The organism is Chitinophaga sp. ARDCPP14 (assembly GCF_051362515.1).
Lineage (GTDB): Bacteria > Bacteroidota > Bacteroidia > Chitinophagales > Chitinophagaceae > Chitinophaga.
Genome location: NZ_JBKIXB010000003.1, coordinates 755,386 through 775,940, shown reverse-complemented (window position 1 = coordinate 775,940; position 20,555 = coordinate 755,386). Strand labels below are relative to the sequence as shown.

Here is a 20,555-nt window from a genome sequence, read left to right as displayed (position 1 = left end):
TTACGCGTTCATGTTTTTAAAGAAGTAAGTGTAATAGGTTTTGGCAAACATGCTATATCCTACCTGGTGCATAAACTGGCATAACTCACTGCGGTCTGTTTGAAGTACCTCAAATGGTGATGATTCTGCCAGTACATATGCGGGTCTGTATTTATTCCAGTTATTAGATCTCAGTACTTCCATATCAAGGCCTTCGGCGTCGATGGTGATAAAATCTATGGCAACATTTTCCGGCAGGTATTTATCAAGAATATCCGCCAGTGGCCAGGTATCTACCTTTCTTTCACCGATCACCCGGTATTTGGTTAACTGTGTATATTCTTTTACTTTTTCAGGAGAAAAAGTACTTAAAGCCGGTTCATTAAAAATGAAATACGTGAGTTGTTGTTTTACTACCGAGACGCCTATTTCCAGGTTAATATCTTTGGGCCGGTGCCTGTTAAATAATGCCTTTGAACCCGGCAACGGATCTATGTTGATGCCCGTCCAGTTTCTCTTGTAAAGCAGGTAGGTATTGGATACCCGGAAGGGATGATGCGCGCCCACATCTATATAAACGCCTTTCTTTTTCTGGTCGAAAATCCTTTTCAGGATCAGGTCTTCTCCCTCCGAACTGTAGGCCCGCACACCGTAACTGAGGCGGGGGAATAAGGTGGTGACTAATTTTACAGCGATATCTTTGATGCTGCTCATTTCGTATAGTTTTTTTGTTGTACGGTAACCAGGTTGATGGTAAAAATCCGCAGGCTGTTGTATACTTGCCTTATATCAGAAAATGCCAGTAAGGGATGAAACATTCTTATGGTAAGCAAGTATCCCTGGCCGCTTTTATCGAGCAGGAGCAACATGCCATAAACGGTGCTGTAGGCCGCTACTGTGGCAATGGCAGCGCCTATGCCGCCATATAGCGGGATCAGGAAAAAATTAATGCCTGCATTTACGATCAGGCCGGAAAGATTACCGTACAGGTATATTTTATATTCCCCTTCCACGAACAGGTATTGCACCATCACAATGCTCAGGAATACAGGGATCCCTGCCCAGATATGGATCATCAGCATCCATGATGCCGCCGCGTAACCAGGGCCATAGAGAAACGGAATGATGATATGCGCGGTTAATGTAACCATTACGGCAATGACAACGCTCAGCCAGAACGACAGCCGCAGCCATTTTTCCAGTGTTGCCAGGTAAGCCTTGTGACTGATCTTTTTCGTTTGCAGGAGGCTGGGCAGCATCGCCACGGATATCACCGTAGGAATAGCGTACCAGAGTTCAGAAATCCTGGCGGCGCCTACATATTTCCCTAGTTCAGCAGGGTTAGCCAATGCATCCAGCAGCACCAGGTCGATCTTCATAAACAACACCACCACGAGGTTGGAGAGCATCAGCGGCCAGCTTTGTACCAGCAGCGTTTGTGCCAATGCCGTATCAATACGCCAGGTAAAAGCCGCAGCATGACGGGATAGATATACCGCAATGATGATCAGGTACGTAACCACTAATTCTATTATGGAAGTCCACAGGAATGCAATCAGCGCGCCATCCAGGTATACGATGAGCACTTTTATCCCGCAGAAAATGATAAATACCACTACTTTGGGGATGATCACCTTTTTGACATTATTTTTTGCCTGGTAGAAATAATCCAGTACATCAAAAGACTGCAAGAGGATGATGAGGGCAGAGAAAATGGTACAGTAAAGATAAAGCTGCTGATGCTTTCCGGTCAGCAGCACAATGCCAACGCTTACCGCCATGCACACCACGCCGGCAATGATCCGCATCAGGATCACAGTGGCTACAATAGTTCCCTGCTTATGTTCATTGTTGATCAACTCTTTCACGGCGAGTTTATCCATGCCCAATATGGCCACACTGCCGATAATAGTGGTGAGCGCCAGCGCATAGTTCCAGATCCCGAATTCTTCGGGACCCAGGTGCCTGGCAATAAGCGCCATGATGATAATGCCCGGAAAAAGTTTGCTGAGCTTATCAACCAGAAGCCAACCGCTATTTTCAAATAGTTTATGCAATGCGTTGTTTTATTTTTTTAACCAGTGACGACCACGTATGATTATGTTGTTTATTTTCTGTGTATGAATAATGATCGTAGTAATAATAAGGGTAGAAAGTATCCTGCTCTATACCGTTAAAGATGATCCCGGTTTTTTTGAAGAATCCTTTCCGGATATTTTCCGATACCGGTATCAGTTTGGATTTGAGCGTGAAATTGTACCGTACTACAAACAGGGCGCAGTCTACCTGGTGTGAAATGCTTTTCGCATCAGACACGATACCGATGGGCGACATATCAATCACCACATAGTCAAACAGGTCTTTCAGCTGCGCCAGCAGATCAGCCATGCGGTCTCCTTCAATCAGCTCAATGGGATTAGGCGGAATGGGTCCGGAGGAAACCAGGTAGAGGCCGTCGGTACCGGGTACTTTTTTGATGATCTCTTCAATGGTTTTATTACCGATGATATAATTCGTAACGCCCACGTTATGATCCAGCCCGAGGAACTGCGAGAGCTTTGGTTTCCGGAGATCCAGTTCCAGTAGCACTACTTTTTTATTGCTTACTGTTAAGGAGTTGCCCAGGTGGGCCGACAGGAACGTTTTTCCTTCGCCTGATATGCTGGAGGTAAGCAGGATGGTGGGCGTACCGGATACCCCGGTGAGCAGAAACTTCAGATTGGTACGCATATTAAACACCTGCTCCACCAGTACAGATCTGTTCTGGAGCGACATATCGCGTGCGCCTTCTTCCTGCTGGTAAATTTCTGCGATCACCGGCAGGTCGAACACCTGTTCTATTTCTTTTTTACTGAGTACACTTGGGTTTAAGAAATATTTAAGATAGATATAGGCGCTGGTAAGTACCAGTCCTGCTGCAATAAAGCCAATGAATACCAGTGATTTTTTAGGGGTAATGGGTTTGTCGGGAACAAATGCCGGCGCTATCACTTTATTGTCTACCACGTTACTCGCATAGGCGACCGATGCTTCTTCCTTCTTTTTCAGGAGATAGAGATACAGGTTCTCCTTCACGCCTTGTTGTCTTTTGATGTTAATGTATTCTTTTGCGTAGGTAGGTATATTCGCTATTTTGCCTTGTATCTGGTTTACCTTGTCCTGTGTTTTTCTTTGCACCACGCCGGCATTTCGCCTGTAACCGGAGATATAGTCCTTAATGGTTTTCCGGGTATCGGTAATTTGCGACTCCACATTTTTCAGGATGTCGCTGGTAGGTTTCAGCGAAAGGGAGAGCCGTTTCTTTTCCCGGAGCGCTTCTTCGTACCGGTTGATCATAGAAGTAAGTGTTTGGTCGATGTTGCCAAGCACGGGGGCGAAGGGGTAATCGCTGGCGGGGTTGCTGATGTAGCTGTCCACCTGGTCAAATACCGACAGTTGCAGGTTGGCTTCACTGAGCCGGATATCCGCCTCCTTTACCTGTTCCAGTGCCAGTTTGGAACTGGCGTCAATATCGGTGATGCCTCGCTGGATCTTGAAATTTTCCTCCTGTTTTTCCAGCAGTCCCAGTTCTTCTTTTAAGGAATCCACTCTCACCGACAGGAAATGAATGGTTTTGAATGCCACTTTATTTTTATCATCGAGGGTATATTCGTTGTAGGCTTCCAGCAAGGAGTTGAGGAAGTCGGCAGTTCTTTCCGGAACGGGGTCTTTGTAACTCACCAGTATCACAGTGGCGTCCCTGTTAACGAGCGCAGTACCTATTTCCTCTATCTTTTCGTAGGCGTATTCCGGTACGGAATCCACCCGGATGCGGAAGGTATTAGCAGGAGTGCTGCCGGCGAGCGGGGAGAAGGTAATCACGAATTTATCTTTCGCCACGGTAAATGGTTCGCCGGGCTTTGCTGTTAACTGCAGGCTGGTGTCGGTGTTATAGTTCACCAGTTTTATTTTCAGCAGGTCCTTTTCCCGGGTTACATCAAAAACGTAGTTCCCTACTTTTGAGCTGTCGCCCAGTACTCGGAGGTGGAGCGGCGGTTGGTTATAGATCTCTTCATTCTTTACGGTTCCTTTTATATAATACCGGATATTAAAGCTGTTGCCGGCGATTACTTTTTCCACCAGGATAGGAGATTTCAGTACCTCCATCTCATTTTCAATATTTTTACCGTTGTTAAAAAGCGACAGTGATTTGAGGGCATCCATTTCTTCTCCGCCGCCTTTTTTTTCATCTTTCAGGTACAGTTTGGCGCTCGACATGTATATCGGTTTTTTGTACTTGAGGTACAGCATGGCGCTGGTCACCATGGCCATAAGCACCAGGAGATATAGTGGCCAGTGAAAAACTATTTTCTGGAAAAGATCATTGAGATCTATAACGGAGTTCCTGTTGTTTGTCGTTTTTGGTTGATTCATATTACGGATCATTTACTTAAAATGACAATCGTGGTAATGAGTGATATCACGCCGATGATAGCCGGCAGCAGCTGTATTGTTTTGGATGTGGCGAACTTGCGGTCTGGTCCGGGCTTTACATATATAACATCGTTATTGCTGAGATAATAGTACGGCGACGAGAGGGTTTTGCTGTCGTTCAGGTTAATGGAAGCATATGTTTTTATGCCATTCACTTCCCGGATGATCATGATATCATCGCGTTTAGCCGTTACGTTGAGGTCGCCTGCCATACTTAATGCATCCAGGAGGGAGGCCCTTTCTGCGCCGATCCTGAAAGAGCCGGGACGGGCTACATCGCCCAGTACGGAGATCCTGAAATTTACCAGGCGGGTAGCTACATAAGCATTACGGACTGTTTTCTCCAGCTCCTGCGATACCAGGTCGTTGATGGCAGCAGTTGTTTTGTCTTTTACATTTATCTTCCCGATGACCGGCAGGGAAATATTACCGGTGCTGTCTACCAGGTATCCCTGTTCTATGCCGGTTCCTGCTGCGGGGCCGGAAACCGCCACGTTGGGATTAAAGATCTGTGATACTTCTTTGTCGAGCGTGGTGATGGTGATTTGCAGGATATCACCCGGTTGTATTTTGAGCTGCTGCAGGCGGTTGAGGGAATCGGCTCCCGCCGCTGTGGCAATGTCATTAAAGTAAGTTAGTTTTTGGGTGCCCGCGCATCCGGTAATGATAACTAACGCCAGGATCAGTGGTAAGCTAAATTTTAATCCCATATATAGTGATTAATTTATCAATGCGGTATTGTATAAAATGACGTGTGAATACAGGATTTTCTCCGGTAATTATTCGCTAAAGGTTTTTCATCAAACAGGAGGTGATGGGCCTCCTTCATTACGGAACTTTTAAGTCGTTACGTTTACATCAGCAATCGTTACACGGGTTTTATTCTTTTTGGAAAATCTGGCTCTGAGCTTGTCCTGGGCGGGCAGCTCGAAATAGTAATAAGTGACCATGCTTAACGGGATCAGTAAAAGGAAAAACAGCATTAATGTAACTGGCGATCTTAATACAAGGCGGCTCATATGAAACCAGTCAACTACGAGAACGAATATTATCTGTAACGGGTAATGGATCAGGTACATGGCGTAGCTACAGTTGCCCAGCAGCGCCCATTTCTTGTTCAGCATACCTTTGGTTGTTTCCCACATTGCCAGGGTAAGGATAGTGCAGGGAGATACAGCAAGGCGGAAAAAGAAGTTCCGGAGCTGGCCAAACAGGCTCATCGCGGTTTCGGTACTTGTACCGGGCATCACCTGGTGAAGCAGTTTTATCCATATGCCCTGTAAAATAGAGAATTGGTATTCTGCGAACATGGCTATCCATAGCAGGAGCGTGATGGTGATGAGGGACGGCAGGTATTTTTTTGCCCTGTTTTCTTTCATCATCCAAACGTACAGGTAGTATACAAACGCCCCCAGGAAAAAGGTAAACATGCCTTTCCCAATCAGAGAATAATGATATTGTATAAATGCGCCAAGAGGAATCAGCAGGAAGAGCAGCAGTTTGTTCTTTTCCAGTTTGAGGTAACAGATAATAAAAAACAGGAAATACAGGAATACTTCTACGGAAACAGACCAGGAAGGACCGTTAAAGGAAGGACCTTTCTCAAATCCCCAGTTTTGCATGAAGACGAGGTTCAGCAGGAAATGATAACCATCATTATATTGAATGATAAAATAGTGCCCTATATTTTTCAGCATCAGCCATTGAAGCACTCCCACCAGCACCAGGGTAACAAAGTGAATAGGATAGAGCCTGCTGACCCTGTAAATGATGAACTTGCGGAAGTTTATCTGCCGGTTGGCAATCCTCTCTGCATACAGCCAGAAGAAGATGAACCCCGACAGGAGGAAGAACAGGTCGACCGCCACCATCCCATCAGTATAGAAAATAGACAGGTATTTATACCACGGAAGTGCCGTTTTCTCAAACCCTCCCTGTACATAAACGTCGTTTGCGTAGTAAAAAAATTGCCAGTGGTATAGGACCACTATCATAGCGGCGATGCCTCTGATAGCGTCGAGGGCGTAAAAATGCTGAGGAGGACTTTGATTTGAAGTCATTAGGGAGTTTTCGATAGCAATATGATCAATAGACGATATCCAGATTCATTTCGACAGTAGTAATTTAATTATAATACTGATAGCTAGAAGCTTAACACGGATAAAGGATGAAATGGATATGACAATGTTAAAATGAATGAAATGAACAGAGGGGTTGGAAGGGGGTATGTTATATTATAGGACCATCTTTTAAAAACCCCCGTTTCCAGGTATATACAACCATCATGAGAGGGCTATCTTTGTAGCTGATAGAACAATACTGATTAAAATAAACGGATGGACTTTCACTTCGGCCCTTTTGGCGAGTATTTGATATACACATTTTACTTTTGGTATGTTACCCTGCCAGCAGGTTGTCTGTTGCTATGGGCCTGTCTTCGCCGGAAAAACAGCAGCTGGGTAAGATGGTTTTCCGGCATTGGCGCCGCCGTGTTACTGTTTCCGCTGCTGGTAGCAATGTGGGTAATAGTGAGCGGATGGATCAGTGATGGGGAAAGCAGGAGGGAATTCAGGCAGCAGAAGGCGCTTCACACTTTCATATTAAAACAGCCTGAAACCGTAGCCGGTATTGCTCTTTCAACAAACGATACGGTTTATTATCAAACTGATTTTGATATGAACTACAGGAAACAGGCCCAACTGACGGATGTTGATTCGGTTCATTTATCAAAGCCTACCCGCTTTTTCAATTTGCAGGTGAAAGATTACATAGGGGTTGTTATCAATTGCCCCGATACGTGGAACGTTACACTTGCGTATGATCAGCTGGTGTTTGGCTGGCCCTGCACCGGCAAAGCGGTCATCGCAACCGATAGTACGTTTGTTTCCGGAACACTGTCTGAAGATCATTTGGCGGGGGGCCGCCAGTTACCCAAAGGTGCGAAGGTGACATACAAAAGGGATTATGAGCAGCTAAACATCATTTTGCCGGATTCGGAGTTCATCACTATTGACCTGAAAAAAGAATAGCTTATTTTTTGTCTTAACTATAGCAATGCCATGCTGAACAGTCCATGCTGCACTCCTTTTTTATCGGCCAGGTAAACGCAGCAAACTTTATCACCGGGCAGGAAGCGGTCATCATCATGATATCCTGATACAATTTGCTCTCCAATACGGTACCAATATACCCTGGTATCTTCACTGCCATCGTTATCATAACGGGAAACAAAAACTTCTGTAATGATACCGGTAAGGACTATTCTTTGTTCAGCGTTTTGTACACGGCGATTGAAAACCAGGGTGAACCCTGCCAGGAAAATAGCAATCGCTGCAACGAAAAGCAGCATGCCTAACATTATTGCGGGTTCACGTGCCCTTTCAGAAACCATCAGGCAGATGCCAGATGGAATTGCGAGTGTGAAGAATAGTATTTTGATGGTGCGGCTGTTCCAGCGCATCATCAGGGTCGCTTTTTCTGCTGTGCCTGCAGGTCCGGCGATGCTGGTCGCTTCCGGCACATCTTTATAATGTACGTTCAGTAGTATATTATCTTGTACGGTGACGGGAAGCCATTCCAATACGATTAATGCCCCCGGCAAAAAAAAGCTGCCGGAAACATGTTCTAAAGGTCCCGGTGCAGCTACCTTTATGGTGTTATGGTCTATCGTATAAGTGAGCAGATGTTTATCTGCTGTCACCTCCTGCAGCGTACCTGTGGTCACCTGTTTCAATCCCCTGCGCAGAGCGGTCCGGGTTGGCCTCATCTTTCCAAAAACATTCACCAGCTTATAAACAAAAAATGCAGCAAATGGCATAAAGGGAAGTATAAATATATAAGCCCACAGCCTTTCTTCCCGGCCGAATAAAATAAAAAACAAGGCTGACAGCAGGAAGGGGAGTACGAGCAAGCCGGCCCACTGCCAGGCTTTCCTGCCATACTTTTTCTGCCACCAGCGTACCAGTTTTTCATCGTCCGGACTAAGCGCCTGACCGCTGGAATTTATCATCATATTCTTTTCTTGTTTGATTCCTGCCTGCATATGGCCCTGAAATTAAAGAGAATATACACAGGTTATTATACCTGTTTCCAGGGATATTATCAGGAAGCAATTGTGTTTATTATTGTGTATCATTACAGCCTCAGGGTTTAAAACAGCAATTATGCGTATGAAATTTATTTTAGTGGCATTGTTACTGGCTACAGGCATAACGCTTGTTGCACAGGATAATGCAGTTATCAAATCATTGTCTGTGTTTAAAAACGGGCAATCCTTTGTGGTAAAAGAAATAACCGCCCAGGTACCCGACAGTGGCTTCCGGCTCAACAGCCTTCCGGTGGCGTTATTTGGCACTTATTGGTTTGCCGGCACTACTAATCCTGTAAGCCGCGTGAGCAGCCGGGTAGAGCAGATAAATGAAATACAGGAAAGAAAAGCCAACAGCTTTTTAGAACTGCTGCATGCCAACAAAGGCAAGAACATTACAATTGTTGCCACAGATAATAATACTTACAAAGGCAGTGTGGAAGACTTTGACCTGCCCGAAGAAATTAACAGCAGGCTGCAGTTGCAGCAAATGCAATTGTCGAATGAATACCGCGGGCAATACCAGTTTGACCGGCTGTATGCCCCGGCCAACCCCGTTCTTTTACTGAAAATGAATGGTAAATGGATCGGTATAGAGCCTGCCACCATCAAGACAATTACATTTGAAGATAAACCCAGTCGCACTACAACCGCGCGTATTGCTGTTCAAAAACCTGTAGTTACCATACATTTTGCGCAAAGCGGGCAGCAGTCCTTTACCATGATGTACCTGCAAAACGGATTGAGCTGGACCCCTGTTTACCAATTGCAATTAGCGTCTGAAACAGAAGCAACGCTCAACCTGCAGGCAGAAGTAAATAATAATGTAGAAGATATTAAGAATACGGATGTTGATTTTGTGATGGGGGTACCCAATTTTTCGCAGGCTACCACACTGGCTACCCTGCTTAACTTTAGCGCTACCGGTGGTGTTGAGAACGCCAATATATACAGCAACGCCACACAATTGAGGTCGGATTACGCCAGGGACAGGATGGTGGAATCCGTTGTAATGCCTGAAGAGGCGCCATCGGAAAATAATGTGGCAGTGGAAAACGAAGACCTCTATTTTTATACACTCAAAAACATTAGCCTCCGCAAAGGAGAAAGGGCGCAATATCCGGTGTTTAAAAAAACGGTGAAGATCCGCCATTTTTATAAAACGGTATTGCCCGCATCTGTGATGAGTACCTACCGGACAAACGGCGATGATGATGCGGCATCAGAAGAGATGGAAGCCGCGAGTCATGCAGCGCGTAGTGCATCGCCCAACAAAGTGAACCACTTTGTAGAAATCTACAATAATACCGACAATCCATTTACATCGGGCGCTGTTTTAATCTTACAAAAAAATACACTAAAGCCCATTGCACAGGATGTGCTTAAGTTTACCGCCAAAGGCGCCTCTACGCCCATATTTATTACCACTTCGCCGGATATCCTGGTACAGGAAAAAGAAGCGCTTGTTTCGGTGAAAAAAGAGGCCAAAACGTATAACGGGTATAAATATACGTTAGCTACCGTAAAAGGCACCATTACTGTTGTTAACAGCAAGGGCCGGTTGGCCGATATACAGGTACAGAAAACAATAAGCGGCGCGGTTACTTCGGCCAGTACCAAATATAGCCAGTCACTGAACCTTGAATACAAAAACGATATCAACCAAGGACGGCAACTGGATTTTGAACTGGCCGTAAATGCCGGCGCAAAAAAATCATTCACGTATACATATGAAATGTATATCCGCGAATAAGGACTATAACCACGCCCGGATGTGAATAAGCAAACATCACCCTGTCCCATCCTGAAAAAACACTATCTTATTTTAAGGGGCAAACCCAGGAAATGCCGCATAAGCAGCTTTTTCGTTAATTTGGTACAATATAATTTTACATTACAGATAGAATGACGTTAGACATAGCAAGACAAATTGGTAGAAAGCAGGCAATCGCCGCTCAACTGGTGGCAATGATTATACTGGAGTTGATATGGTTTTTTGGAGAAGCAGGGTCCGACCTTGCGAACGGACTGATCTTTTTTATTGATGCGCAAATCAACATCGATATGCTGTTGTTTTTTGTGTTCCTTTTTGGTGCTACCTGGTTTTGGGGAGGCAAAGCCGGCATGGCGATTTTTGCTGATCCCCGCCGCTACCTGGTAACGGGAATTAAGTATAGCCTGCGCGTTTCCGGCATAATGGTCCTCTATATATCGGTTATTTACGTGATGCATAATGGATTTGATCCGTTATTTTACCAGGCACTTGCAGGGGCGGCTTTAGTGATAACCCTGTGTGTAGTAATTGCCTGGCTCTGGGCCTCCAGGCAGATGATGTTAAAAATGAAAAACTGACTTGTGGAAAAAAATGCTGTAGCTGACCGGACGAAAGGGATAATCAGCATCGTGTTTGTTATGCTCATTTGGGGCAGTTCATTTGCGGTTACCAAAACAGTGGTGCAGGAAGTATCCCCGTACCTGTTTGCCACGCTGCGCCATATCGTTGCCTGCGCATTGCTGTTACCATTTTATCTTCATCAGCGTAAAAAAGTAAAACAGCAGCTGCCTTATAAAAGGCTGGCGGTAATGGGCATCCTGGGAATTACGGTATACTATGGCCTGTTCAATTTTGCCATGCTTTATATCCCGGCATCTACCGGTGCGCTGGTGGAGGGCCTGATACCGGTGGCTATTGCCATCCCTGCAGCCTGGTTGCTGAAAGAGCATATCAGTGGCAGAAGTATTGCCGGTATTATATTATGTGTAACCGGAGTGGTGCTGGTAGGTTTTGTGGGAAGCCCGCAGGGAACGCATACATTGCGGGGAAGTATACTGATGCTGCTGGCAGTTTGCTGCTGGAGCGCATATACGTTGTTGTCGAGGAGCCTGAAAGATACAGATACGATCTTAGCTACTGCGATCAGTACTTTTATTGGCTCGGCTTTCCTGATACCCATATCGGCGGTTGAATTATACCAGCACGGCATGCCTGAAATATCGGGGAGAGCCTGGGCCGGAATTATTTACCTGGGGGTGTTTGCTTCTGCGCTGGCCTATTTTCTTTATAATAAAGCATTGGAAAGTTTACCCGCTGCCCAGGTGGGTAATTTCCTGAACTTAAACCCCGTGATCGGCGCCGTGATTGCCATGATCTTCCTGAAAGATACCTTTACTCCCTGGCAGATGGCCGGCGGCGTATTGGTGTTGGCGGGTATCTGGCTAAGTTCAAAACGGGTGAAACAATAGATCGCCTGTCCTGTTATAAAATCTGGTAATTAATGTTTAATTTACCTGTCGTCATGTGAACGGTCTCCCGATTGAACGATATTATCACACCATAATGAATGAACAGGAATTACTAAACCAACTTGCTCTTGGCAACCAGGAGGCGTTTACAGCTATTTATTTAAAATACCACGGTGGTATATATAATTACCTGCTGAAATTTACCAAGAATCCCATACTTACTGAAGACCTGGTACATGATGTTTTCCTGAAGATATGGGAGGTAAGGGGGCAATTGGATATTAAATCATCGTTCCAGGCTTACCTGTACCGGCTGGCCAGGAATACGGCATTAACGCAATTGAACCGGATCTCGCTGTACGATACGATCCGGGATGAAGTACTGCACCGGGTTTCCCTGGGTATCAACGATCAAACCTTAATGAATGCCATGGAGGCGAAGCAGTATGAAGAGCTGCTTCAGAAAGCGGTTGCCAGCCTGCCACCACAACGTCGCGAGGCATTTATGCTTTGCCGGCAGCAGGGCAAAACATACGAAGAAGCCGCTGCACTGATGCACATCTCCCGTAATACATTTAAACAGCACCTGTCGCTGGCGGTAAAGTCAATTAAGGAGTATCTAATGGAACACGGCGATATTTCATTGCTGATACTGTTGGTATCGCTGAAATAATTTTTTCCCCCGCATCCACCCATTTGTTTTATTCATTAGTCTTATTAATATGGAGCCGAATAAATTTTCCGAAACTGACTTGCTTCAAAAGTACCTGGACGGCACCATTACGGAGTCCGAAAGCGCAGCGTTGTTTGAATTGTTGAAGGAGAATGCCATTGAAGACAATGAAGCACTGGAAACGTTATTGCAGCGGGTTTATGATCAGTCATTCGCTGAGCCACCCGTGCTTTCCGGCGAAGCCAGCCAGCGGATCCTGCAGCGGTTACAGGCAGCAGTAGAAGACAGGAACGTGCCGGTTCGCCGTATCTCTTCCTGGTGGCGTTATGCGGCAGCAGCAGTATTGATCATGGCGGTAGCTACAACAGCGGTATGGTTTATCAACCACCATAAAAAAGGCGTGCCATTACTGGCGGGGAATGTATCTTCTTCCGGGGAAATTATGTCAGGGTCCAACCGCGCGGTGCTGAAGCTGGGCGATGGCGATGAAATATTGCTGGACAGCACGCAAGGCAGTATTGTGCGGAATGGAAATTTTAATGTGAATAATGACAGCGGCAAACTGGATTACGAAGGGAAGGCCGGCAAGGTGGAATATCACACACTTTCCACGCCCCGTGGTGGCCAGTACCGGCTGCAGTTGCCGGATGGTACCGCTGTATGGCTTAACGCGGAATCCAGCATCACTTATCCTACTGTTTTTACAGATAACTACCGCAAAGTAAAAGTGACCGGGGAAGTTTATTTTGAAGTGGCCCAAAACAAGGAGCAGCCGTTTATGGTGGATATTAATAGCAAAGCCACCGTAGCAGTTTTAGGTACCAGTTTTAACGTAAGCGCCTATACGGATGAACAAGTAATCCGGACCACTTTACTGGAAGGAAGTATTATGATGATCCATGATCAGCAAACTGCGATGCTTCGGCCGGGGCAGCAGGCGCAGATCAACAATGAGTTGAAGATGAATATCATTCACAACGCGGATGTGGAGATGGTAGTAGCCTGGAAAAATGGACTGTTCCGGTTTAACCATGCGCATCTCGACGAAGTGTTGCGGCAAATGTCGCGGTGGTATGATGTAGGCGTTGTTTATGAAAACGGCGTACCGGATATTATATTCAGCGGGGAAATAAAAAGAGATCTGAATTTATCACAGGCACTTCTTGTGCTGGAAAAGATGGGTGTTCATTACAGGATCGAAGGAAAGAAAATAATAGTAATGCCATAGCTAAGGTTCGTAGTATCAATCAACATCAATTAATGGGTATGCCAGTCCGGAATCACCACCATCCGGTATGTTTAAAAGAAAAGCTGTAAGGCTACAGGCGGAGCTTTATCCAAACTGAAGAATTAAACGCATTTGAAACGGGGAGTGATCACAGTAAAGTGACTCCTCCGGGAGTGGTATGCTCCACAGGAAAGAATTAGTTATTTAAATCAACCAAAAAGATTGTTATGCTAAGATCCAGATTTTACAAGCGGTTGTGCCGGGGGGACCGGGTGTTCAGCAGGCTGATTGTATTATTCCTCATCACTGCTGCACTGGGTTTGCCAGTTCATGTATTATCCCAAACCATCACCTTCAGCGGCAAACAGGTACCGTTGCAGCAGGCTTTTGATGAAATAAAAAAGCAGGCTGATTATGCGGTGATATTTAATCCCGAGCTGATCAATGTAAACGTGGCTATTTCGGTAAATGCAAAGAAGCAGCCGCTGGAAGTATTTATGAAATTGATATTGGCTAAACAGCCTTTAAGTTACACGATTGTAGGTACCACCATTGTTGTTTTTCCCAGGGTTGACAACGGTTCGGATTCGATAAAAATAAACCTGGATCCGGTTGTGCATGATGTAACCGGCTTGGTGTATGATGAGAAGACCAGCGCTCCGGTGATAGGCGCCAGTATCATTGTAAGAGGTTCTGCTAAAGGAACGCAAACAGATGAAAAGGGATCTTTTGTTTTGAGAAAGTTAAAGGAGGATGAGCAACTTACGATTACCTGTATCGGGTACGAAAAGGTAATGGTAAAAGTTCCAATGGGAATGTCGCTCGTATACGTGACTATGAAAACGGCTACCAGTGTATTAGACCAGGCCGTGGTGCAGGCGTATGGTATTACCAGCAAGCGTTTGGCTACCGGGAATATCAGCAGGGTAACGGCGGAAGAAATAGAAAGGCAACCGGTGATGAATCCTTTACTGGCATTGCAGGGGAGAGTGCCAGGTTTGCTGATCACACAAACCAGTGGTTATGCTGCTGCGCCTGTGAAGGTAGAAATAAGGGGAAGAAATTCGCTGAATCCGGATATGTTATCTGAACCATTGTATGTAATAGACGGGGTACCACTAACAGTACTGGATGTAAGCGGCTCTATCCGTTATAATTCCGGGGTTTCGCCGGGATACACGCAGGGTGGGCTTTCAGTTACCGGCGGGCAAAGTCCGTTGTTTAGTATGAACCCCAGGGATATTGCCAGCATAGAGGTATTGAAAGATGCAGATGCCACTGCTATTTATGGCTCCCGCGCAGCGAATGGGGTGGTATTGATTACCACCAAAAAGGGCAAGCCGGGGAGGACCACTTTCAACATGGAAGTTAACCAGGGGATCATTGATGTGCCCAAACGTTACCAGATGCTGAATACCTCACAGTATTTGCGGGTGCGGAGAGAGGCGCTGAAAAATGATGGTATGTTTCCAACAATAAGCACTGCGCCGGATGTTGTATTGTGGGACAGCACGCGGTATACCGACTGGCAAAAAGTATTGCTGGGAACCGGTAAGCAAAGTGGAGTGGTAACCAGTTTAACGGGCGGCGATAACCTGGCGATGTATCGCATCAGCGCGAATTACGCGCAACAGGAAGATCTGATGAAGAACAGCGGTCTGAATCAGCAGGCGTCTGTGACATCCAGCATAGATGTGCGCAGTGTTAATCAGAAATTCTCACTCGGCCTGGTGCTTGGTTACAGTTATACAAACGTAGATGCGCATTTTGCCAGTATTTCTATCTTAACGCTGCCTCCCAACGCTCCACCGGTATACGACAGCAAGGGTGACCTGAACTATGCCGACTGGAATGCAGCGGGCGTAGGTGATCGATTCCCTTTTGCTGACCTCCTCAGGTCGAATAATACACAAACCAACCAGTTCAGCAGTAGCATCAGGATGAGCTATGAGCTGGCGAGAGGACTAAAGTTTGTTACCAGCGGTGGCTACTCTTTTATGACGGGTGCAAGTAACTATTTCATGCCCATCGCATCGTACAACCCGATTAGTAATCCGACAGGGTCAGCTGTTTTGGGTACGTCGAAAAATGCCAACCTGACCGTTGAGCCGCAACTCACGTACAACCGTTTTATAGGCCGTGGAGATCTGAGCTTGCTGGTAGGAGGTACTTATCAATCCACGATGACGAATGGCATCACCACCTACGCTGCGGGCTATGGGGATGATGATCTGATCCGCAGTGTTGGCAGCGCGCCTTTTTCGCAAACCAGTGAGGGATATAGTAAGTATAAATACGTCGGTTTTCTGGCGCGTATCAATTATGACTGGGAGCACAAGTATATTTTAAATATGACTGCCAGGAGGGATGGATCTTCACGCTTTGCCCCAGGCAGGCAGTTTGGTAATTTCGGATCGGCAGCTGCTGCATGGAACTTCTCAGAAGAAAAATGGATAAAGCGTTTCCTGCCGTCCTGGGTGAACTTTATGAAGCTAAGGGCCAGCTATGGACTTGTAGGAGGGAATACACCAACGGATTACCAGTACCTGTCGCAATGGGCAGTAATAGCAGCCGGTGATTTTATGCCGCTTTACGCCTATAACGGTGTGCAGCCTTTTGTACCCATACATGCCGTTAACCAGGACTATCACTGGGAGACAAATAAGAAATTCGAAGCAGGCTTCAGCGCCAGCTTCCTGGAAGAGCGCATTACGATAGATGTATCCCGGTATCAGAACCGTTCCGGGGATCAGATTACCGGTCTGCCTACCCCTGCTTATACTGGCTTCAAAACTGTGACGAGCAACTGGTCTGCACTGGTGGAAAACAGTGGCTGGGAAGGGATGATCTCTGCCACTTTGATTAAGAAAAAAGATTTGATATGGTCTGTCAGTTTTAACATGGCCGCTAACCGCAACCTGCTGGTGTCTTATCCGGATTTTGAATTATCTCCTTACTACACCCAGTATAAAGTGGGGCAGTCGTTGAATGCACAATATGTATTGCATTACCTGGGGGTAGATCCGCAAACGGGTGGATACAGTTTTGCTGATCATAATAAAGATGGCCTCGCAAAGGCAAATTATAACGTTCCTGCCGGTACTATGGACGACGACCGGTATATCGTCATAGACAGAACGCCGAAATATTTTGGCGGTATAGGCACCACCGTAAACTATAAGGGACTTTCCGCTAATCTTTTATTTGATTTCAAAAAGCAGTTGGGACGGGATCCGTTTATTACCAACGTACAAGGGCAGATGTCTAACTTTCCCGCAAGCATACTCAATGACCGCTGGCAAAAGCCTGGTGATAACGCCCGGTATGTCCGCTATTCCAATACCAGCAGGGGGGAAGTATCCAGTTCTGATGCGGGGATGACAGACGCCTCCTACTTTCGTTTGAGGTCTGTGGCCATTAGCTATTCTTTCTCCGATAAATTATCAAAGAAGGCTGGATTAAAAGGATGTACGCTGTCGTTCCGGTTGCAGAATATTTTCACGATCTCCAACTACCCGGGTATAGATCCTGAAGTGCAGGATTATTCAGCTGTTCCGGCTGGCCGGAGTTTTTCCGGCGCCTTATCAATTACGCTTTAAAATACCAGTGATGCGGATCTATCAAAGAACAACACTCATCGTTATCAGCAGCCTTTTCTGGAGTATGATACATTCATCCTGCAGAAAACTGATCGCTATTCCTGCACCTATCAACACCATTACCACTACACAGGTGTTTAGCTCAGAAACAAAGGCCAACGCTGCTATGGCCGGCATATACAGTGTCATGATCAATGGAGATAAGGTGCAGAGTGTGGTGTCGGCCGGGCAAAGTTTTCTTAGCGCCGGACTGTTAACCATCATGGGCGGGCTATCATCCGGCGAGATGGATAACTATTCAGGTAGCAATGAACCGGCACTAAATCTGCTCAGTACCAACAAACTTACCGTTTACCAGGCCGATAAAGCCGGAATGGCCTGGGAAACGGCCTATAAAACAATTTATGCTGCCAACTCGGTGATAGAGGGCATTGCGGCATCTACTGCGGTAGCGCTGAGAGACAGCACGCGCAAAGCGCTTACCGGGGAAGCAAAGTTTGTGCGCGCTTTTAATTACTTCTATCTCACCAATTTATTTGGCGATGTTCCCCTTGCGCTCACGGTAGATTTTAACCAGACGCGCAGCATGTCCAGAACGGCGCAGCAACAGGTGTACCAGCAAATAGTAGCAGACCTGAAGGATGCGGAAGCCAATATGCCGGAGAGCTATCCTACCGGCAACGGCGAAAGGGTACGCCCCAACAAAGCCACTGCCACCGCTTTGCTGGCACGGGTATACCTCTACCTGGGTGAGTATGCCAACGCTGTTGCCGCTGCTACAACGCTGATCAACAACACGGCGGTGTATGGCCTGGAAACTGATCTGACACACGTTTTCTTAAAAGATAGCCGGGAGGCCATCTGGCAGTTAAAGCCAACTACCACAGATGTTTCACTAAAGAATGCCACACCGGAAGGATACCAGTTCCTGCCAGGCATTTTTGTTACCGGCAAGACGAGCTTCATGTTATCCGGTCAATTGTTGAAAGTTTTTGAAGAAGGGGATCAACGTTATGTTGCATGGACGGACAGTACTGATAATTCCTATGGAACAGGTACATTTCCAGGCATTACCCATTATCCCAGTAAGTATAAGATCGGCTCCGGCAACGCTGTTTATGGTGCAGATGCAGAAGAGTATTATGTAGTGTTCCGTTTGGCTGAAATGTACCTGGTACGTGCGGAAGCCGCCGCCAATGGAGGGCCCGGAGGTATCGCCGCTGCGATTGCCGACCTGAATGTAATCCGCCACAGGGCAGGGTTGGCAAGCCTGCCGGCTAACCTCACCGTCGTGCAGGTAAAGGCTGCCGTAGCAAAGGAGCGGCAAACAGAGCTTTTTGCAGAATGGGGACATCGTTGGCTGGATCTGAAACGCACCGGCATGGCGCATGATGTGCTGTCGGCTATGCCGGTGAAACAGCCCTGGTTAGGCGATTACCAATTGCTTTATCCTATTCCGGTATCGGAAATTACGGTTAATCATTTCCTCACCCAAAATCCCGGCTATTAATATGCAGCAGATATTTTCCAGATCAGAAACCGTATGGCAGCCGCTCCGCAGCGCGCTTATAGCCGCCCCGCTGCTCATGCTCATACTGGGTTCCTGCGCCAAACAAACAACAGCGCCCGGTAGCGCATCACTTACCCTGATCAATGCGGTAGTGGGCAACAGCTCAATGGTAACTAATTTCAAAGGAGGAAATCCGTTTGAATATTATCACGCCAACCGGATATACTACAAAGCATACAGTGATTATAATAACCGCTATACACAGTTTAGCGGTACCCAACCGCTGGCCCTGTATCAGTATCCCGACACCACGGAGAAAAGCGTTCCTCTTTTTAACCTGGTGCTGGATTTGCCCATTGGCTCTATTCATACGTTGTTTTTAACGGGTACTGTTGCCTCACCGGATACACTGTTTATTAAGGATGACCTGCCTTATCATGTCACTGCCGACAGTTCAATGAGTATCAGGTTTGTCAATCTTTCTCCCGGCAGCAAGGATGTCAGCATCAACATCAAAGGGCAAACAGGGGCGCCGGAAGTAGCACGCCTGCCTTATAAAGGCAGTACTGTTTTTAAGAAATACAGTGCCGGGTTTGAAGTGCCCGACTACGAGTTTGAGTTCCGGGATGCCGCCAGCGGCGCGTTGCTGGGAAGCTTTATCACAGTGGGCATCTATCATCAAACCACTGTTTGGGCGCATCCCTGGATGTATAAGAATTTTACCCTGGCCCTGGTGGGACTGCCGGGAGGTACCGGCACCAATGCAACCGCGGTAATGCAGATCAGGTACTGAATTAATTCATCAATATTTTATTTACTAAAAACGCACTATGAGCACTATACTGAAAATTGAGGGGCTCTCACACAGGTACAGCACTTCCTGGGCTATACGGGATATTAACCTTGAAATAGAACAAACCGGGGTAGTAGGACTGCTGGGGTCCAATGGGGCCGGGAAGTCCACCACCATGAATATTATGTGCGGTGTGCTGAATCAAACGGAGGGCCGTGTTTATGTCAACGGAATCGATATCAGGGAGCAACCGGAACTGGCAAAAAAAGAGATCGGTTTCTTACCGCAAAATCCTCCTTTGTATACAGACCTTACGGTAGATGAATTCCTTACCTATTGTGCAGAGCTGCGGTTGATAGAAAAACACCGGATCAAAGCAGCGGTGAACGAAGCCAAAGAACGCTGCGGTATTGCCCACTTCAGCACAAGACTGATCCGCAACCTGTCCGGCGGATACCGTCAACGGGTGGGCATTGCGCAGGCCATTATCCATAAACCCAAACTGGTAGTCATGGACGAGCCCACCAATGGGCTCGATCCTAACCAGCTGATTGAAGCCCGTAAACTGATCAGGGAAATTGCCCTGGATCATACCGTGTTGTTGTCTTCTCACATTTTATCTGAAATACACCTGCTCTGTAAAGAAGTGATCATGATGGAAGGAGGAAGGATCATTTTCTCCGACAGTATGGACGCATTCAACAATTATGTACAGCCGCATACCCTGTTGGTGGGAATGGAAAACATGCCGCCGGCTCCCGAGCTGATGAGGATCAGAGGGGTTTCCAAAGTGGAGTTGCTGACAGAAAAACAGGCGCGTATTTATTTTGACGGGGAGAAAGATATCACAGAAAGGATCATCGCCGCTGCCGTACAACACGAATGGCGCCTCCAGGAGATCAGTCTTGATAAAGGTCTGCTCGACGACATTTTCAAGCAATTAACTATTCAATCCCACCAATAAACTTAC

The 20,555-nt window shown here is 46.5% G+C and carries 16 protein-coding genes; 10 read left to right on the top strand and 6 right to left on the bottom strand.

Annotated features, from left to right (window positions below):
• From ACLHR0_RS12255 to ACLHR0_RS12235, 5 genes are all read right to left on the bottom strand, one after another.
• Window positions 1-693, bottom strand: coding sequence for an FkbM family methyltransferase (locus tag ACLHR0_RS12255; RefSeq protein WP_429048772.1), 693 nt, complete (start codon window positions 691-693; stop codon window positions 1-3).
• Complete coding sequence (locus ACLHR0_RS12250; protein ID WP_436486893.1) at window positions 690-2,036, bottom strand: flippase; 1,347 nt, start codon at window positions 2,034-2,036, stop codon at window positions 690-692. The genes ACLHR0_RS12255 and ACLHR0_RS12250 overlap by 4 nt, the downstream gene beginning before the upstream one ends.
• Window positions 2,029-4,392 carry a GumC family protein gene (locus ACLHR0_RS12245; RefSeq protein ID WP_436486891.1) on the bottom strand — a complete coding sequence of 788 codons (2,364 nt, stop codon included), beginning with the start codon at window positions 4,390-4,392 and terminating at the stop codon, window positions 2,029-2,031. Before ACLHR0_RS12245 ends, ACLHR0_RS12250 begins: the two co-directional genes overlap by 8 nt.
• 8 nt (window positions 4,393-4,400) lie before the next feature.
• Window positions 4,401-5,162 (bottom strand): polysaccharide biosynthesis/export family protein, encoded by a 762-nt coding sequence (locus ACLHR0_RS12240; RefSeq protein ID WP_429064058.1) that lies wholly within the window; start codon window positions 5,160-5,162, stop codon window positions 4,401-4,403.
• A gap of 129 nt (window positions 5,163-5,291) precedes the next feature.
• A complete protein-coding gene (locus tag ACLHR0_RS12235) occupies window positions 5,292-6,512 on the bottom strand; it encodes an acyltransferase family protein (protein WP_436486888.1) in 1,221 nt (406 codons plus the stop codon).
• Between the two features lie 276 nt (window positions 6,513-6,788).
• Between ACLHR0_RS12235 and ACLHR0_RS12230 the strand changes: the two genes are divergently transcribed.
• Window positions 6,789-7,481 carry a hypothetical protein gene (locus ACLHR0_RS12230; protein ID WP_436486887.1) on the top strand — a complete coding sequence of 231 codons (693 nt, stop codon included), beginning with the start codon at window positions 6,789-6,791 and terminating at the stop codon, window positions 7,479-7,481.
• Window positions 7,482-7,498: 17 nt separating this feature from the next.
• On the opposite strand, the gene ACLHR0_RS12225 is transcribed toward ACLHR0_RS12230, so the two are convergent.
• Complete coding sequence (locus tag ACLHR0_RS12225; protein WP_436486885.1) at window positions 7,499-8,464, bottom strand: hypothetical protein; 966 nt, start codon at window positions 8,462-8,464, stop codon at window positions 7,499-7,501.
• 157 nt (window positions 8,465-8,621) lie between these two features.
• Between ACLHR0_RS12225 and ACLHR0_RS12220 the strand changes: the two genes are divergently transcribed.
• The 9 genes from ACLHR0_RS12220 (at window position 8,622) to ACLHR0_RS12180 (ending at window position 20,549) form a co-directional block, all read left to right on the top strand.
• Window positions 8,622-10,292 (top strand): hypothetical protein, encoded by a 1,671-nt coding sequence (locus ACLHR0_RS12220; protein WP_436486883.1) that lies wholly within the window; start codon window positions 8,622-8,624, stop codon window positions 10,290-10,292.
• Between the two features lie 152 nt (window positions 10,293-10,444).
• Window positions 10,445-10,891: a hypothetical protein gene (locus ACLHR0_RS12215; protein WP_436486881.1), complete on the top strand. Its 447-nt coding sequence runs from the start codon at window positions 10,445-10,447 to the stop codon at window positions 10,889-10,891.
• A 3-nt stretch (window positions 10,892-10,894) separates the two neighbouring features.
• On the top strand, window positions 10,895-11,782 hold the full coding sequence (locus ACLHR0_RS12210; RefSeq protein WP_436486879.1) for a DMT family transporter: 888 nt from the start codon (window positions 10,895-10,897) through the stop codon (window positions 11,780-11,782).
• A gap of 94 nt (window positions 11,783-11,876) precedes the next feature.
• Window positions 11,877-12,455, top strand: a complete 579-nt coding sequence (locus ACLHR0_RS12205) for an RNA polymerase sigma factor (protein ID WP_436486877.1) — start codon at window positions 11,877-11,879, stop codon at window positions 12,453-12,455.
• Window positions 12,456-12,504: 49 nt separating this feature from the next.
• Window positions 12,505-13,683: a FecR domain-containing protein gene (locus ACLHR0_RS12200; protein WP_436486875.1), complete on the top strand. Its 1,179-nt coding sequence runs from the start codon at window positions 12,505-12,507 to the stop codon at window positions 13,681-13,683.
• A 227-nt stretch (window positions 13,684-13,910) separates the two neighbouring features.
• A complete protein-coding gene (locus ACLHR0_RS12195; protein WP_436486873.1) occupies window positions 13,911-17,282 on the top strand; it encodes a SusC/RagA family TonB-linked outer membrane protein in 3,372 nt (1,123 codons plus the stop codon).
• A gap of 10 nt (window positions 17,283-17,292) precedes the next feature.
• Window positions 17,293-18,792: a RagB/SusD family nutrient uptake outer membrane protein gene (locus tag ACLHR0_RS12190; protein WP_436486871.1), complete on the top strand. Its 1,500-nt coding sequence runs from the start codon at window positions 17,293-17,295 to the stop codon at window positions 18,790-18,792.
• A 1-nt stretch (window position 18,793) separates the two neighbouring features.
• Complete coding sequence (locus ACLHR0_RS12185) at window positions 18,794-19,585, top strand: DUF4397 domain-containing protein (RefSeq protein WP_436486869.1); 792 nt, start codon at window positions 18,794-18,796, stop codon at window positions 19,583-19,585.
• Window positions 19,586-19,622: 37 nt separating this feature from the next.
• The gene (locus ACLHR0_RS12180; RefSeq protein ID WP_370910460.1) at window positions 19,623-20,549 is read left to right on the top strand and encodes an ABC transporter ATP-binding protein; all 927 of its coding nucleotides are present in this window, start codon (window positions 19,623-19,625) and stop codon (window positions 20,547-20,549) included.
• Window positions 20,550-20,555: the final 6 nt, after the last annotated feature.